This is a genomic window from Shewanella gelidimarina, from assembly GCF_023283945.1.
Taxonomy (GTDB): Bacteria; Pseudomonadota; Gammaproteobacteria; order Enterobacterales; family Shewanellaceae; genus Shewanella; species Shewanella gelidimarina.
Genome location: NZ_JAKIKW010000002.1, coordinates 121,566 through 138,221 on the forward strand (window position 1 = coordinate 121,566; position 16,656 = coordinate 138,221).

Sequence of the window (16,656 nt, forward strand, 5' to 3'; positions counted from 1 at the left end):
CCAATTTCTGGGGGGCTTTATAGCAGGCGATAAATCGCAGCTAGTGAGCCCTAAATTTATGTAGGGTGGCTGAGGCGGCACTATAGCAAAAAATCTGTTGCAGTGGAATATGCGCGCAATTGAATATGCTCACCTAAATGTTTGCAGTTGGATGGATTTTAGACCCCAAATGATGGTCAATATCGTCGCAACTTGAAGATATCGGCCGTGCTGATGATCTGATTGAAATAATGAGGTCACATTTTAGATAACTAATTAAGTTCCCATGAGTCAAGGGCTGTTGATCTTCCGAGCTTAGTTTTTGTTCGATTCTTTACCGTAAGGAATAATGATTTTAGAACAAGGCTTGAGCGATGATGCTTAGCTGGCTAAGCGAAAAGCGCGTAACGCACTCTAGTTGTAAAAGACTAAAAGCATTGAAACGAACCCGAAGGGCCGTGCTTCTTGGCTATTTTTACGGTGTTGTAGGCTATTTGTGGAGAATGACTAAACGACATAGCCTCCGCCTTGTCAAAATAGCCAATAAACGGCGGCAAAAACAATCGTGAAAGATCCACAGCCCCTAGGTATATGGTTGTTAGCACTTGCTAAATCGTTTGTTGCAGGGTAAAACTGCGCAATAGTTTTAGGCGTTTTGATTTAAAGACATAGATCTGGAAGGTTAAATTTGGACCATATAATTTGGAATGTAGACCCTGTAGCGATTAGCTTTATGGGGCTTAAAGTACATTGGTACGGCATATTGTTTGCGCTAGCGATAGCCTCGGGCTTTCAGGTAATGAAGCGTATCTATGTAAAGGAAAAACTGCCGGTAGAGTCGCTGGATAACTTACTGATGTATTGCGTTGTCGGCATTATTGTTGGTGCTCGTTTAGCGCATTGTCTATTTTATGATCCGGCCTATTACTTCAGTCATCCACTGAAGATTTTTGCTATATGGGAAGGTGGGTTAGCCAGCCATGGTGGTGGTGTGGGGGCTATTTTGGCACTCTACTATTACCAGCGTCAGGTTAAGTTCCCCTTCTTGTTTTTACTCGATCGCCTAGCGATAGCGACCGCTATCTTTGGCTTCTTTGTGCGGATGGCCAACTTTGTTAACTCAGAGATTTTGGGCTTGCCGACAGATGCACCGTGGGGAGTTATTTTTGAGCGAGTTGATATGCTACCTCGCCACCCAGCGCAGCTGTACGAAGGGATAGCTTACTTATTAATATTTGTGTTGCTATGGGCGGTTTATAAGCTGACTGAGATGAAGAAGAAGCACGGCGCTATCTTTGGTTTGTTCTTGGTATTAGTCTTTAGTGCGCGATTCGCTATCGAGATGGTCAAGGTTAAACAAGCAGTTTATGCTGATGCATGGACATTTAGCGCGGGTCAACTGCTGAGTATTCCATTCTTGATCGTCGGTGTCGCACTATTAATACTGCCTTATGTGCGCAAGCGTAAGGCATGATGAACTGCTAAATTTGAGTCTTGATAAGAGATAAAAGAAAGCCGCTAGCGTTAAACGCTAGCGGCTTTTTTAATGTCTACTTATTTCGTTATTAAAACGGCAGGGTAAAGCCGATAGTGGCGGTGCGGCCCATGCCTTTGAAGTAACGTGTGTCTGTACCGACAGTCTGCGAGTAGTAAGTGTAATAGTCTTCGTTGAGCAAGTTCTGGATCCCGATGCTCAGGGTGCCTTCGTAGACTGGAATAGCGATAGATGCATCAACCGTGGTGTAGCCATCAAATTGGGCGTACATAAACACAAATTTACAGACGCTCTGTCGTTAAAGCGAGTGCTAAGTTGAGCTTTCAAATTGAACCCAATAACTTGTATGCTAACTGGCATCGCTTTCCTTGCAACTGAGATAACAGGCCTCTAATGAGAAATAGTCTACTTTTTATTATATTGTCGCTCGCATTGCTGCTACAAGCTTGTCAAGAACCCAAAGTGACAGCATTGTCGAATAACGCTACCGTTATCGCATTCGGTGATAGCCTAACAGCAGGTGTAGGGGCGACAAAAGGGATGGATTATCCTAGTCAGCTGGCGAATATTAGTGGTTTAAATGTGATTAATGCAGGGGTGTCGGGAGAAACAACCCGTCAAGGTGCTAAGAGGTTGCCTAGCGTATTAGCAAAACACTCGGCTGAACTGCTCATTTTGCTTGAAGGTGGTAATGACTTTCTCAGAAATCAGTCTAAAGCGAGCACTAAAGCTAATTTGGCAGCCATGATAGAACAAGCTCAATTACAAGGGACGACAGTATTGCTGGTAGCGGTACCCCAAAAAAGTCTGTTTCTATCACCATCGCCTATTTATGCTGAATTGGCAGAGGAGTATCGATTAGTGCTCATTGAGGACGCACTCAGCGACTTGCTGAGTAGTTCGAGTCAGAAGTCAGATGCCATCCACCTTAATGATAGTGGCTACTTAGCACTCGCCAAGGCCATATTTGAAAGAATAAACCAGTGATAATCAATAGGGAAATGATCCCGTAGGCAGTGTTATCAGCAAAGAATTAGCCAAGGAATGCTCAACGTAAATTGGACTCTTGACTGAGTGGCTGAGGACTTTAGCAATCGCCAGCTAATAAAACAGACTAATTACTTGGATTTTAACCTCTAGTGCAGTCTTTATTTGGACTGTTAATCGAATCACAGATTTATTCACTGAACGAAATTAAATGCGCATTAGATGGCTGAAACTTGGTAAGCTAGGGAAAGAGGGCTTGGCCCCAAATACCAATGGCTAAGAGCTTTAAGCTGATTGCGTATATCAATAAATATAATAAAAGGTTTAACGCTTGAAATGACAGATCTTGAGCAGCAGGTATTTACTCAAGTACGCGCTATTATCAGCAATGAAGAGCAGGTAATTGGTCGTAGAGGGATACTTATCCCGTTAAAAAAAGCCATCATTGCTGATGGTGATATTCGAAATGTGATTGATATTGTCTCGTCAGATCCGGCGTTATCGGCACACTTACTGTGGCGCAGCAGTACGGCGAATCAAATCTCGGCACCATCCATAAAGAATCGTTCATTGAAAGATGCTTTAGTGAGACTAGGGCAGGTGAACATCTATCGTTATGCGTTTACCTTTTATTTGAAAGAAAGGTTAGATGAGCTAAAAGAACCATATAAAAAATTAGTTCATGGCTACTGGGCACTGACTGAAGCCGTTGCAACAGAAGCTGTTGATAGCCTACATCAAATGAACAGCTTTGACATCAGCCCAGATGAAGTGCAAACATTGGCATTATTTAGCGTATTTGGTGACATCATCGCGTTGACTGCGTTTGCTTATTTAAACCATGATAACGATAAGCCCTACTCGCTTAGTGTGCTTAAAGCCGTCATTGAAAATCAGCAACAAACGTTGACGATGGAAGCTTTCGAATCGTTGGGGCTCGATGAAGAGTTACGTGATGAGTTTTTGATCGCACATAATTTACGCCAAACACATAATGCTGCTTCACCAGGATTGGTGCTTCGGCGCACGCTCGCTAAAAGAAAGTTATTATTGCGACCGTTATAGAACATAAAAAAAGCCTGCTGTTAGCAGGCTTTTTTATGAGCGACAGTATTAAATCGCTAATCGTGTTTCTGTTGATAAATCCCTTCCTTTGCCACCATCTCTAGCCAATGCTGCGCTAAACGTGCATTAGCCCCATTTCTGCGATAAGCACCAAACAAGGGTCTTTTTAACCCTTCTCTACCTAATTTAATGCTCACGAGGTTTAAGCCGTGGCTTTCGCTGATAGACCAGTTTGGTAACGCTGCGATACCATCTTTACACGCGATACGTTGTAGTAACATCATGGTGAGATCGCACTTAATCACTGGTCCTGCTTGAATGCCAGCAGGTTCCATGAAATGACGATAAATATCCAAACGGTCGAGCGACACTGGGTAACTTAAAATCGCCAAGTTTTCGAGTTGTTTTGGGGTGACAAATTGCTCTTGTGCAAGCGGGTGATCGCTGGACACAACAAGTCGCACTTCAAAGTCAAAAAGATGTTGGTAAGCAATTGCTTGTCCTGGCACTGGATCTGACGTTAACACCACATCCAGTTCCCCTAATTCAAGCGCGTTGAGAGAGTCGAAAAGATGGCGACTCGAAAGGTCGAGATCGGCCTGTGGATACTCCTGCCTGAATTGCTCCATAACGGGCATTAGCCAGCGAAAACAGCTATGGCATTCAATACCGACACCCAGTTTGCTATCACCCTCTTCAAGTCCCTTTTTGAGGTCAAACTCAGTTTCAATGACTTTAGGTAAAATATCTTCTGCCAGGTTTAGCAATCTGGCACCTTCTTGGGTGAAAGAGAGAGGCTTACTTTTTCGCACAAAAATGGTCGAATTAATCCTGGTTTCAAGTTCCTTGATCTGATGAGACAGTGCCGACTGTGTGACAAAGCGTTTCTTGGCAGCTCCCGCGAGGCTGCCGCTTTCCTTAAGGGCTACTAATGTACGTAAATGTCTAAGCTCTATCATTTTATCCTCAGATGAAGTTTTCTCATGTTGCTCTTGAATTCATTTCGATTGCGATGAAAGAGACTATCACAATAAACTTCTAGACGTCCAGACATCCTTGCGGGTGTTGAAATAATGCTATTCAAATGAGCGTATGTCTGAATTTTGCTCATCTTAACACTAGAAGGTATACAGTATGCAATTAAATAGTTTGGGTTTCCCTAGAATAGGTCGGTTACGTGAATTGAAGTTCGCTGTAGAGAAGTATTGGAGAGGAGAGAGTAGTCAGGATGATCTACTTGATATTGCTCGAGAATTACGTGCAACACACTGGCGCTGGCAAGCTGATGCTGGAGTCTCATTAATCCCGGTTGGGGATTTTGCATATTATGATCAGATCCTCAATTTGAGTGCCACTTTAGATGTGATCCCCGCTCGTCACCGCGGTGAACATGGGGTAGACCTAGACACTTTGTTTCGCGTAGGTCGTGGCCGAGCGCCAACAGGAAAAGACGCTCCCGCCGCAGAAATGACCAAGTATTTCAATACTAACTATCACTACATCGTGCCGGAACTCACCGAAAATCAACAATTCGGTATTGGCTATGAACAAATATTTGAAGAGGTCGCAGAAGCACAGGCGTTAGGCTATCAAGCCAAACCGGTACTGCTTGGGCCTGTGTCATTTCTTTACTTGGCAAAAACGGTCGATAGTGAGTTTGATAAACGGTCATTGTTGCCAGCGCTATTAATCGCTTATGGACAAATTTTGGCTAGATTTGCAGCGCAAGGCGTTGAATGGGTGCAGTTAGACGAACCCATTTTAGCGCTCGAGTTAGATAGCCAGTGGACCGAAGCGATTACTCAAGCTTATCAAGCGCTAGCTAGCAGTGAAGTGAGTATTCTACTGGCAAGTTATTACGGCAGCATCGCCCATCATCATACATTGGTGGCTAAGTTACCCGTAGCAGGGTTACATCTTGATCTTGTTAGCGCACCTGAGCAGCTCGCGCCATTTGTTGCCACGTTAAACGCTACACAGGTGCTATCTGCCGGTGTCATTAATGGCCGTAATGTATGGGCGGCAGACCTGGACCATATTGCAGAATCTATCTCAAGTGTGGCCAATGATCTTAAGCAGCGACTCTGGTTAGCACCTTCATGTTCATTACTGCATAGCCCTGTCGATTTGGATGTAGAAACCCAATTAGCGCCAGAATTGAAACAGCAACTTTCTTTCGCAAAACAGAAACTCTCTGAACTGAGTAAACTTAAGCAGCTGTTAACGGATGCTAATTCAGCGCAAAGCCTTGAGATTGTTAAGCAGTGTGTAGCGCGACGAGCCGTTAGAGCAAAAGCAGCTAATCAAGATGTTATTGCCAGAGTAGCAGGGTTAAGCGTTGCTGATTACGAGCGTGATGATGTATTTACCGTTCGTCAATCAGCGCAAAGGCAGAAATATAAACTGCCATTATTACCCACCACTACCATTGGCAGCTTTCCACAAACACCAGCCATTAGGGGCTTACGAGGTCGCTGGCGTAAAGGAGAGATCACGCTAGACACCTACAATGAGCAATTACGCCAAGTCACAAGAGATACAGTGGAACGTCAGCTAAAGCTTGGTCTTGATGTATTAGTGCATGGTGAGGCTGAGCGCAATGACATGGTGGAATACTTTGGTGAGCAGCTTGATGGTGTCGGCTTTACGCAATTTGGCTGGGTGCAAAGCTATGGCTCTCGCTGTGTTAAGCCGCCGCTTATTTATGGAGATGTATCGCGGCGCAGTGCCATGACGGTTGAGTGGGCTGAATTTGCTCAAAGTCTGACTGAAAAACCGGTGAAAGGCATGCTAACAGGTCCGGTAACCATCCTGCATTGGTCATTTGCCCGAGAAGATATCAGCCGTGAACAGATAGCGACTCAGATTGGTTTGGCTATTCGTGATGAAGTGGTCGAGTTGCAAAATGCGGGGATTGGTATTATTCAAATCGATGAACCGGCGTTTCGTGAAGGCTTACCGCTTAAAAAGAGTGATTGGCAGTACTATCTTAACTGGGCGGTTAATGCCTTTAAATTAAGTGCTGCAGGTGTGGTCAATGACACCCAGATCCACACGCACATGTGTTACAGCGAATTCAATGAAACCATCGCCGCAATTGCTGCAATGGATGCGGATGTGATCACCATTGAAACCTCACGTTCACGGATGGAGTTGCTGAATGCATTTGAAGATTTCAATTATCCGAACGAAATTGGTCCAGGCGTTTACGATATTCATAGCCCGAACACTCCGTCGGTTGATGACATCGTGGCATTGATAGAGAAAGCCGCCGCTAAAATTGATGTGCAGCAACTTTGGATTAACCCCGATTGTGGCCTTAAAACGCGTACTTGGGATGAAGTTGAGCCAGCCTTAGTCAATCTTGTAGAAGCCACTAAACAGCTCCGAAGAAAGCTCAGTTAAGGTCGCTGATCTTTTTACGGGAGCCTTCAGTGCTTAAAATAACCTAGAGTCCAATGTCGCTCAGTTTAATTGAGTGTCCTTGGGCTCAATAGCAAACTATTTTTATATCTTGATGAACTAATTCCGCTTAAGCTCGGTCTTATCGCATGACGCTGGTGATAATCGATAATTTTGGAGTTCATTATTCGCTTTTTTTGCAAAATACAAACCGCGAAAAGTAAGATCATCATGGTATTTACTGTGTTGGTCTTTTTGTGTTTGATGCAAAATAGTGGGATGTTGCGTACGATTAATCAGGTTATTGGTAATGACGCGCCACAATTAAGTACGCAAATTCTAACGGCAGCATCATTTTTGGATGAATTATCGCTAAAGCCTTGTGAACTGTCTGAGAAATCTTTGCGGGCTTGCATGGATGTACCGCATCTAAGTCTAGTATTGCTATTGTTGTTTTTTATTCCGTTGTTACCCATCGTTTTCCGCCAATTGCATTGGGTTCTCGATGTCCCCATTTTGCCTAAACCACGACGAATACATCTCTCTTTTTGCCGATTTCAAGAGTAAGACTTAATGACATTTATAATCGACATCTACAGCCACAGCCTTTATCGCTAGATTGGCTTGATGAGCGCTTTACACCATCTTTTATCCATATATTGTGTGCTTGCTGCTATCAGTAAGCCTTTTTAAAATGCGCTGACAACATAACAACTCAGCTCAAAAGTTATGCATCTTTATCGATTAGAGAGCTGAGATTATGCATCGTTACGGAGACGAAATTGAAAATTGTTAAATCCTTTTTACTGATGTTTGGCTTGTTAATATCGAGCTCAACCTTTGCCCAATCTACTGGGTGGATTGAAAATCCAAATCACCCGCCCGTTCAAGTTAAGTTTATGCTTACTGGTGAGCTAGATCCTGTGAGTAAGACCTTGCCAGCGGTGTTAGAGGTTAAACTTGAAGATGATTGGAAAACCTATTGGCGTAGCCCTGGAGAAGGCGGGATAGCGCCGAGTATTGATTGGGAACAATCGGAAAATCTTGCCAATGTAAGATGGGACTGGCCGGCGCCAGAATCGTTTTCATTGCTTGGTTTACAGACATTTGGTTATAAGCATGATGTGATGTTTCCGATGTTGTTGCAGAGCAAAGATATTAATGAGCCACTTGAACTGAAAGCGGTCATCACGTTATCCAGCTGTACCAATATCTGCGTACTCACCGATTATGAAATGCACTTAAGCATTGATCCTAAGCGTATGACAGCGGATCCCGCCGCGATGTTTGCCTATAACAAGGCAACATCGAGCGTGCCACAGCATAAGACTGACGCCGACATTAACCTTGGTTGGGATCAAGAAAAGCGACAACTAGAAGTTTTACTAAACGAGGGCGATTGGCAATATCCGCAACTGATTATTGATGGTGAACCTGACGTTACCTTTAAATTAAAAAAGGTAGAAACCAGTACCAATGATCAAGGGGTTAAACAACTAAAAGCCATTTTTGATGGTAGCAGTTGGTTAGGAGAAACGGATCTCATTGGTAAATCGTTAAATGTCACTGTGATAGAGGCTGATACGGCTATTGAGTACAGCGCACCGGTGACTGCGGTGGACATTATTGATAGTGGAACGTCATTACTGACGATGTTGCTGATAGCACTACTGGGTGGCTTGATCTTGAATGTTATGCCATGTGTGTTGCCAGTTCTGGGGATGAAATTAAGTGCTGTGGTGGCCGCTCCAGCATTTGATAAAACTAAGATAAGACAACAATTTTTATCGTCAGCTTTAGGTATTTTGGTCTCTTTCTGGCTGTTAGCGGGCTTTATTCTTACCCTAAAAGTCACCGGACAAGCAATAGGTTGGGGCGTGCAATTCCAAAACCCTTGGTTTATTGGCTTTATGGCGTTGATCACCTCTGTATTTGCCTTAAACATGTTAGGGGCATTTGAAATTAACTTGCCTTCTAGTGTGCAAACAAAGCTGGCGACGACCGGTGGCAATGACAACCGTGGTCACTTTTTACAAGGGATGTTCGCGACACTATTGGCCACACCCTGTAGCGCACCTTTTTTAGGTACTGCAGTTGCATTCGCATTGGGCGCTGATGTCATCAGCCTATTTGTCATCTTCACCGCTTTAGCTGTCGGAATGGCGTTGCCATGGTTGATGGTCGCGGCAGTCCCGCAAGTGGCTAATTACTTTCCCAAGCCCGGCCGCTGGATGAATGTGGTTAAGGTTATTTTTTCAGGCTTGCTGTTACTCACCAGTCTTTGGCTTATTAGTTTGTTAGCAAACTTCATCGCAACGGGCATTCTATGGATTGTGGCGGCGATACTGCTGCTGTTATTTATCACTTTTGTCGGCAAGGTACATGGCTCCGCTGCTGTGATAGCCAGTATTAGCATGGGTATTATTATGAGTGCGATCGGTGCATTTGCCACATCAGATAGATGGGCGAGTCCGTTACCTACCGATCTCAGCTGGACGCCACTTCAACAAAGTGACATTCAGGCAAAGGTTGCTAAAGGGCAGACCGTCTTCGTTGATGTCACTGCGGATTGGTGTATTACCTGTAAAGCCAATAAAGTGGGTGTGGTATTACAAGACCCTGTTTATAGCCGCTTAAAACAAGCTGATATTGACCTTGTTATTGGTGATTGGACTAAACCTTCGGCGCCTATTACCGACTATTTACAACGTCATAATCGCTATGGTGTACCGTTTAATGTGGTTTATGGACCGAATGCTCCTGATGGGATCCAGCTCCCAGTGATCTTATCTACAGAGCAAGTGATGGCGGCGATAAATAAAGCATCAGCTAAAGGTCCTTTTTAGCGTATACGGCAAACCTAACTCGCTAGCAACTATAGTGACAGACGCTAGCGAGCTAAACCTATATGACTGAGAATGGCTAAAAGGGCCGTTTGAAGATAGCATTTTTAAGAGAGTATTAAGATGACATTAAGCGTAAAAGCAAAAAGCATAATAGGCGTGGCTCTAGCGGTCATATTCACATTTATCGGGGTTAAAACGGTGAGTAGCGCAAGTGTTAATGCGGATGAAGGTAAGCTTAGTCCAGGGCAGCAGCAAGAAGTTAAGGGTATATTGAAAGAGATGCTGCTCAATGACCCAGATCTGCTTAAAGAGGCGATTATTGCTATGCAAGTACGCGAGCAAGGTTCGCAGAAAGCGAGCGCTAAGTCGCTCATCAAGCAGTATGAACAGGCGCTATTTAATACAAAAACAGATCCATGGAAAGGCGCTGAGTCACCAGATGTTACCATGGTTTATTTTACCGATTTTAACTGCCCTTATTGTAAAAAGTTAGAGCCAGAGTTGGAAAAATTAATAGCCGAATTTCCTCAGTTGAAAATCATTATCAAAATGGTACCGTTACAGGGACAAAGTGCTGTAGAAGCGGTCGAATTGGCGCAAACGGTTTGGCTGAATGAACCTGAAAAATACCTTGCACTTAAAAATACTTTGATGGCAGCGCCTCGCCGACTCGACTCCGCGACTATCGCCAAAGTGGCCAAGTTAACACACACGCAGAAGTGGCTGAGTAAAAATGACAGCCGAGTGGACGCCATTGTGGATGAAAATCTACAGTTAATGCGACAACTCGGTCTTCGGGGAACCCCAAGTATGATTATTGGTGAGCAGATAATCCCTGGTTTAGTGCCGTTTGAAACGCTTAAACAAGAGGTTGAAAAAGCGCTTAAGGCACAAGGATAATGACGAAGCCGAATGCCTCTAAATCCCTATTGAGTAAAGTACTTTATGGTGCTAGACAAATAGCCATTATGCTGGTGGTTTTTACTCTGTTTTCTGCGGCATTAGATCTGTGGCGCAGTAAAGATATTCCCACCGATAATCTGCCAGACTTAAAAGCGATGACTCTTAATGGCGATGCCGTCGATATTCTGGCGATGAGTTATCAAGAGCCTGTTCTGCTGTACTTTTGGGGAACATGGTGCCCAGTATGCAGCTTTGTTAGTCCATCGGTGGATATGATGTCAACACAATACTCGGTGGTGACGGTGGCGATGAACTCTGGCAGTGATGAAAAACTCAGCCAGTATTTGAAGCACAAGCAATATGATTTCCCCGTGGTAAATGACACGAAGGGGCTACTTTCCCGAGACTTTTCAGTCAATGTGACGCCGACGTTGATGGTGATTAAAGACGGTGAACTGCAGTTCTATACCAGCGGCTTTACGAGCTTACCAGGAATGTGGTGGCGAATGCTGTTGGCATAAAGCCAGCTGTTCCCTCATGTTGTATTCAGTCTAAGGTAGCCAAGTTGGCTACCTTTTTATTATCCATTATATTTTCGCACTAAAGAGTCATCGGTGATCTGCACTCTAGTAAGCACCTCATCTTATAAATGAAATGGAAAACACCGCCGTCATTGGTGTTCTATACTGGTTAACATATTTGTGTTTAACCGCGTTGGAGCTAGCCATGAGTCATACTTACAAGATTATTGAGCTTACAGGTTCATCCCCGATAAGTTCGGATGATGCAATAAAAAATGCCATTGCGGCGGCAAATGAGTCAATACAGCATATGCGCTGGTTTCAGGTGACCGAAACTCGGGGTCATTTGGAGGAGGGAATGGTGGCTCATTGGCAAGTGACAATCAAAGTGGGCTTTACACTTAATCCCAAATAAATACCGTTAATATACCGAAGAGCTGCTCTATAATGAGCAGCCTTTACGCATCTCGTGGCAATCCTTTCTCTACCGTCCGAATGACCCGCTGTGTTTTACGGTTTAATAGGCGCTGTTTGTTTGCTTGTTGCTCGAGTGCCCAGTCAATATGTTCTGCTACCATCTCATCGACTTCATCTGATAATTTACGGGCTTCAAGTGCCGATATAATAGAGGGCTCGGAAGGCGCATTCCCGAGGGCGATAGCGATATTTCTAAGCCAGCGTTTATGGCCAATGCGGCGGATGGGGCTGCCCTCAGTCAATTTAAGGAACTCAGCTTCAGTCCATGCAAACAACGCCAGTAGTTGAGGCTGCTTAAGCGGGGTACGGGTGTGAAAGTCAGTCTCATTTGTAAGTGGCGCTTTACCATTAACCGGACAAACGAGTTGGCAATCATCACAACCGTAAATTCGATTGCCTATGGCCTCACGAAACTCGACTGGAATAGCCCCTTGTAGTTCAATGGTAAGATAGGAGATACAGCGGCGCCCATCAACCACATAAGGCTCGACAATGGCGTTAGTCGGGCATGACTTAATGCAGGCGACACAGGTGTTACAGTTCTCGCTTACCGGAATATCGACAGGCAAAGGCAGGTTGATAAACAACTCACCGAGGAAAAACCAACTACCTGCATCAGCATTGAGCAGTAAGCTGTGCTTACCGGTCCAGCCGAGCCCGGCTTTATCAGCCAATGGCCTTTCTAATATGGGGGCTGAATCGACAAAAGGACGTGAGTTTGGCTGACTGAAACCCATCTCTTTTAGCTCTGCTTCTATTCGGTCCCCCAGTTTTTTGAGTCGACTTCTAATCATCTTGTGGTAGTCGCGTCCGCCTGCATAACGAGAGATATAAGCTAAGTTAGGATCGCTAAGGTTAGTGGCAAAACCGGCCTCTGGCGGCAGGTAATCCATACGGGCAGATATCACTCGCAGGGTTCCTGGGTGTAACTCATGTGGCCGGGCACGCATCATGCCGTGGTTAGCCATATAGCCCATGTCACCATGGTAGTCGTTGTCTAGCCATTGCTGCAGTTTAGGCTCTTCGGCGGTGAGATCGGTATCGCAAATGCCTAGTTGAGCAAAACCAAGTTCTCTGCCCCAGGCTTTTATCTGTTCAGCAAGCTTGCGCAGTGCAGCGGGAGTTAACAGAGAGATGGATTCGAGATTATTGACTGAGTTTGGCATAGAGATGGAGGCGATGAAGAGAGACAGCTAATAATAGCAGTATTTACTTACAGGCTGTAATCTTCTACGAGAAATAACAAGGCTAGCCTCATCCGCAACTATATTACCGCTGACTGCTGCATTTCATTTTGCTTGAGACAAGTCTTTGCAATTACTCGTTGGGATCTGTATAACAACGCCGTGTTTAGAGGACTCATCTCCAAAGGTAACTCAATGAAAAAGATTTTGGTTTGTTTGTTGGTGCTGATGAGCTTTTCAGTATCTGCTAAATCAGATTTAGAGCAATCAGGTGATATTTTGCATCTCCTCATCCCTGTTGCGGCGCTCGGCGGCAGTTTAATCTATGAAGATGACTACGAGGGCGCATGGCAACTGGTGAAGACTGGCGTGGTTTCTCGTCTTGTTGTTGAAGGGCTTAAATATACGGTAGATAAAGAGCGTCCAGATGGTTCGGGTGATGATTCATTTCCGTCAGGGCACGCTGCCGATACTTTTGCGGCGGCCACGTTTGTGCAGCAGCGTTATGGTTGGAAGTGGGCTATTCCTGCGTATGTTGGTGCAGCTTATGTTGGCTATACACGGGTTGCAAGCGATAAGCATCAGGTCGAAGACGTGTTAGCCGGCGCGGCGATAGGGGTGTTATCGGGCTTATACTTTACTGACCCTTATAAAGGTATTACCATCACGCCAATTGTAGGTAACGGCAATTATGGCGTGTATATTAGCGGCACTTTCTAGGCCGTATTGTAAATTGTAATAGAGATTAAAAAATGACTGAATTAAACGCTGAATATCGAGCTCGTGCTGAGCTGGTGGCATTAAACGTGTGCAATACCGTTATGCCAATGAATCAGATCCCAGAGAGCTTGTTAGAAGCCTATGCCAACCTTTGTAATGAGTTGATTGAAGATACCGATCTTAAGTTCAATAGTGGCTGGAACGCATTACCCGCGAGTGCCAGAGCGCTATTGCCGCAAGAAGATTTTCACGGTTTTTATATTGCTAATGCTTGGTTTCAATTGAGCCGCGTAGCACAAGATATTGCCGACATGGCCGACTCAGATGATGAGATCGCCGAGAAAGAATACAACGGTATTTTCACCCGTTTATCAGATGCGTCGCTAAAAGAGAGTGTACGTAAGCTGAAAAAAGCCCGTACCGATCGCTCAATGCTTAACAGCATTAAAGCGGTTATCGACGGTAAGTAAATACTTTCGTTTGCGGCAAATGGGTTAAAGACAAAGGCTATGGGAACACGAGACCATAGCCTTTTTTGTGTCTGGAATTTATTGCCTCTAACGATCTGTCGTTATGTGTTTTTCTCAATTAGAAAAGTAAGAGGTACAGCCCTGCTACTAGGCAAGAGACGCTAATGCCAAGGTTGAGTGCTTTGGGCCAAGGAAGGACCTTTTCCAGTAGAACTAGAATTGACAGCGCTAAAATCCAGCCGATATGCATCACGCCAACAATTAGCAGTAGCGCCATTAATAGCCAACAACAACCAACACAATATTGGCCATGCTTGAGCCCCATGCTAATGGCACCGAGTTTGCCCTCTTGCCACTGGGACATTAAAAAATTGAGCGGTGAACGGCAGTAATGTAAGCAGCGCTGTTTTAATGGCGAGACCTGATATAGACCAATAGCAAGCAGCAAAATACCACTGGCAATATCATTGCTGCTTTGCATCATGGGGGTCATTAAGGAGTACTGATGAAGTTGCCATTGGATTAGAGTGATCACCAGACTGTATAAACTCCATAAAAGCAGATAGCCCAATATAAACAAGTTAGACGAGACAAACTCGGCCGATCGTTGTTGGCGCGTACGACTTATTTTGGCGAACAGTAAAATCATCGGCGTGGCCGAGGGCATCATCATGCCAACCATCATCACCGCCCACATCATAAAAACCAACGCCAGTTCATTAATATGCCAATGGCTAGACATGACCATGGTCATGCCAAATAGCATGTAATACCAACTTAGCCCAACGAGCAGGACAATACTCAGCCAAGTTATGGGAGAGTGTAATTGTTGAGTGCGGCAAGCTGCGCTAATTATGCTCAAAACGTCAGATTAGCACTGTTGCCAGAGGTTTGCGTTAGCCGTTGGGCCATTGTACATTCGCCTTAGCCGCAAACTTACCAGCATGGTCAAAACTGAAAGCATCATGTTTGAGCCACATGCTTTCGGTGGTGCCAATACGGCCGTCATTCCAAATAAAACCGCCATCAGGAAAGCCAATATGCACATGTTGTTCTTCGCCTGTCACCGGATTAATTAGTGGTTTTTGTTGAACCCCCACCACGCCTTCAATATCGAACGAGGCCGTTTTCTCACTGGTATCCATATTGATTTTTGCCAGAACGGGGCCATGAAAACTGCTAAACGTTGCCGCTAATGCCTCTAAAGGCATTCCGCCTGCTTGGCCGGTGAATACGGTTGCTAACGCAGTCACTTGCTCTTCGCTGGCACTCGAATCAATAAACAAAATACAGCTGCCATTGCCCTCATGGATTGCTCCTGGCCATTTAATCGCGAGTATTATTTTTAAGCCATCAAATTTCACATCGTTAAAGTGGCCATCATTGACCTTGAAACCCAGTAAAGCCTCGCAAGTACCAAAATCGGGGAAGCCTGCAAATTGGCAGCCACAACCATGATTACAGTTGCAGGTTTCAATTTGGTGCATATTCAATGACCAGTTATTATTAACACTCATAATGGCTGTCCAAATCATGAAAAGGTGCGTTTAAGTATAGTCTTGTGGCTTTGAGGAATAGGGTGTTGGCAAGGGGGAAATGTCGGTAAATAGTCTCTGGTATTCGCGCCAATTTTCAAACTGTTGTTTTTATTGTTATGTTCTTAAAAGCATATATCAGAAAGGGGTTAACAGTTTTCTGTCAGTCATAAAAAGTCTAATAACGGACGAGAAGTTTAGGAATAAATATAACGATCATTGAGAGTGGAAGTAACCGATAAGGACTTATTCCTATAGTCACATGATGCGAATGAACGTAAGTGAATACTCTATATACATGGGTGAAAACCAACCTCGTTATAGAAAATATCATTTGCAATAACGAGGCGGAACAGACGTTTTTATTAATATGGCCGTTAGAGTGTCGTTGTAGACTCAGCCATTTGTGTTTGCGCCTTTTCTTGAATTTGTGCTTTTAGCGCGGGGTCTGAAAGAATCTGTAATAATTGGTCGTGATAAGCGCGAAGGACGTTGTTTTGAGGTGACTCATTGGCTTCTTCCTCAATCACATCTCTTTCTTGAGTGTTGTGTTGATACGTTAAGCCGTTATCCTTATCAAATAAGTACGTATCAACATTGGTATCAAAATTAAATGATGAAACCCAGTTTAAATTGATGCTGAAGAACCACTCTTGCAAGTCGAGAACTAAAAGATGTTGTGACCCTTGCTCTGTTAACGTATAGCTCGCTATGGTTTCTGTCGGTATTGTTTTGAAATCAGCAGGTTTTACTTGCCATCCCTTTTCCGTTAACCCTTTTACGATTCTTTTTTGTAGCCACTGACTTAAGGTTAACGACTTATCGTCTTTTTCCGTTGCCAAGATGGTATCTACATCCCAATCAACTGGAATACCAAAGGTTGCATGTACGCGACCAACGAAAGTTTCGGGTTTACCTTCTTTAACCTTTTTACGGTTATCAATAACACTGATAAGAATGGGGGCAGCGTTATTATATTCAGGGGTAGGTGTTTGTTCTTGCAAAGCAATGGGAGAAACGCAGCCTGATAACGTTAATATGGCAAATGCCACTAATAAAATTTTGTACATTG

16 protein-coding genes and 1 pseudogene are annotated in these 16,656 nt (G+C 44.3%); 11 read left to right on the forward strand and 6 right to left on the reverse strand.

Going from position 1 to position 16,656, the window contains the following annotated elements; all coding sequences use genetic code 11:
• Window positions 1-667: 667 nt before the first annotated feature.
• The gene (lgt, locus tag L2729_RS02395; RefSeq protein WP_248986814.1) at window positions 668-1,453 is read left to right on the forward strand and encodes a prolipoprotein diacylglyceryl transferase; all 786 of its coding nucleotides are present in this window, start codon (window positions 668-670) and stop codon (window positions 1,451-1,453) included.
• Window positions 1,454-1,544: 91 nt separating this feature from the next.
• Here the strand turns inward: lgt and L2729_RS02400 are convergent.
• Window positions 1,545-1,742, reverse strand: a pseudogene (locus L2729_RS02400) (hypothetical protein); the annotation flags it as partial.
• Between the two features lie 125 nt (window positions 1,743-1,867).
• Here L2729_RS02400 and L2729_RS02405 point away from each other — a divergent pair.
• On the forward strand, window positions 1,868-2,461 hold the full coding sequence (locus tag L2729_RS02405) for a GDSL-type esterase/lipase family protein (protein WP_248986815.1): 594 nt from the start codon (window positions 1,868-1,870) through the stop codon (window positions 2,459-2,461).
• A 336-nt stretch (window positions 2,462-2,797) separates the two neighbouring features.
• The gene (locus L2729_RS02410) at window positions 2,798-3,526 is read left to right on the forward strand and encodes an HDOD domain-containing protein (RefSeq protein WP_248986816.1); all 729 of its coding nucleotides are present in this window, start codon (window positions 2,798-2,800) and stop codon (window positions 3,524-3,526) included.
• Window positions 3,527-3,582: 56 nt separating this feature from the next.
• Here L2729_RS02410 and L2729_RS02415 read toward each other — a convergent pair whose 3' ends face one another.
• Window positions 3,583-4,485: a LysR substrate-binding domain-containing protein gene (locus L2729_RS02415; RefSeq protein WP_248986817.1), complete on the reverse strand. Its 903-nt coding sequence runs from the start codon at window positions 4,483-4,485 to the stop codon at window positions 3,583-3,585.
• A gap of 175 nt (window positions 4,486-4,660) precedes the next feature.
• Here L2729_RS02415 and metE point away from each other — a divergent pair, with 175 nt between their 5' ends.
• The 6 genes from metE to L2729_RS02445 all read left to right on the forward strand — a co-directional run bounded on the left by metE (window position 4,661) and on the right by L2729_RS02445 (window position 11,613).
• Window positions 4,661-6,931, forward strand: a complete 2,271-nt coding sequence (gene metE / locus L2729_RS02420) for a 5-methyltetrahydropteroyltriglutamate--homocysteine S-methyltransferase (RefSeq protein WP_248986818.1) — start codon at window positions 4,661-4,663, stop codon at window positions 6,929-6,931.
• Between the two features lie 228 nt (window positions 6,932-7,159).
• The gene (locus L2729_RS02425) at window positions 7,160-7,495 is read left to right on the forward strand and encodes a hypothetical protein (protein ID WP_248986819.1); all 336 of its coding nucleotides are present in this window, start codon (window positions 7,160-7,162) and stop codon (window positions 7,493-7,495) included.
• Between the two features lie 215 nt (window positions 7,496-7,710).
• Complete coding sequence (locus tag L2729_RS02430; protein ID WP_428848214.1) at window positions 7,711-9,774, forward strand: protein-disulfide reductase DsbD family protein; 2,064 nt, start codon at window positions 7,711-7,713, stop codon at window positions 9,772-9,774.
• Window positions 9,775-9,894: 120 nt separating this feature from the next.
• On the forward strand, window positions 9,895-10,674 hold the full coding sequence (locus tag L2729_RS02435; RefSeq protein WP_248986820.1) for a DsbA family protein: 780 nt from the start codon (window positions 9,895-9,897) through the stop codon (window positions 10,672-10,674).
• Window positions 10,674-11,198, forward strand: coding sequence for a protein disulfide oxidoreductase (locus L2729_RS02440; RefSeq protein ID WP_248986821.1), 525 nt, complete (start codon window positions 10,674-10,676; stop codon window positions 11,196-11,198). Before L2729_RS02435 ends, L2729_RS02440 begins: the two co-directional genes overlap by 1 nt.
• A gap of 205 nt (window positions 11,199-11,403) precedes the next feature.
• Window positions 11,404-11,613, forward strand: coding sequence for a dodecin (locus L2729_RS02445; RefSeq protein ID WP_101092934.1), 210 nt, complete (start codon window positions 11,404-11,406; stop codon window positions 11,611-11,613).
• Between the two features lie 43 nt (window positions 11,614-11,656).
• Here the strand turns inward: L2729_RS02445 and queG are convergent, their stop codons facing one another.
• Window positions 11,657-12,841, reverse strand: coding sequence for a tRNA epoxyqueuosine(34) reductase QueG (gene queG, locus L2729_RS02450; RefSeq protein ID WP_248986822.1), 1,185 nt, complete (start codon window positions 12,839-12,841; stop codon window positions 11,657-11,659).
• Between the two features lie 213 nt (window positions 12,842-13,054).
• Between queG and L2729_RS02455 the strand changes: the two genes are divergently transcribed.
• Together L2729_RS02455 and L2729_RS02460 are read left to right on the forward strand one after the other, a co-directional pair.
• Entirely contained in the window at window positions 13,055-13,579 is a 525-nt protein-coding gene (locus L2729_RS02455) for a phosphatase PAP2 family protein (protein ID WP_248986823.1), read from the forward strand.
• A 32-nt stretch (window positions 13,580-13,611) separates the two neighbouring features.
• On the forward strand, window positions 13,612-14,049 hold the full coding sequence (locus L2729_RS02460; protein ID WP_248986824.1) for a DUF3069 domain-containing protein: 438 nt from the start codon (window positions 13,612-13,614) through the stop codon (window positions 14,047-14,049).
• A gap of 118 nt (window positions 14,050-14,167) precedes the next feature.
• Here the strand turns inward: L2729_RS02460 and L2729_RS02465 are convergent, their stop codons facing one another.
• The 3 genes from L2729_RS02465 to L2729_RS02475 form a co-directional block, all read right to left on the reverse strand.
• Window positions 14,168-14,815 carry a DUF2182 domain-containing protein gene (locus L2729_RS02465; RefSeq protein WP_248986825.1) on the reverse strand — a complete coding sequence of 216 codons (648 nt, stop codon included), beginning with the start codon at window positions 14,813-14,815 and terminating at the stop codon, window positions 14,168-14,170.
• A gap of 130 nt (window positions 14,816-14,945) precedes the next feature.
• Window positions 14,946-15,566, reverse strand: coding sequence for a DUF1326 domain-containing protein (locus L2729_RS02470; RefSeq protein WP_248986826.1), 621 nt, complete (start codon window positions 15,564-15,566; stop codon window positions 14,946-14,948).
• 395 nt (window positions 15,567-15,961) lie between these two features.
• Window positions 15,962-16,654 carry a YajG family lipoprotein gene (locus L2729_RS02475; protein ID WP_248986827.1) on the reverse strand — a complete coding sequence of 231 codons (693 nt, stop codon included), beginning with the start codon at window positions 16,652-16,654 and terminating at the stop codon, window positions 15,962-15,964.
• Window positions 16,655-16,656 lie beyond the last annotated feature (2 nt).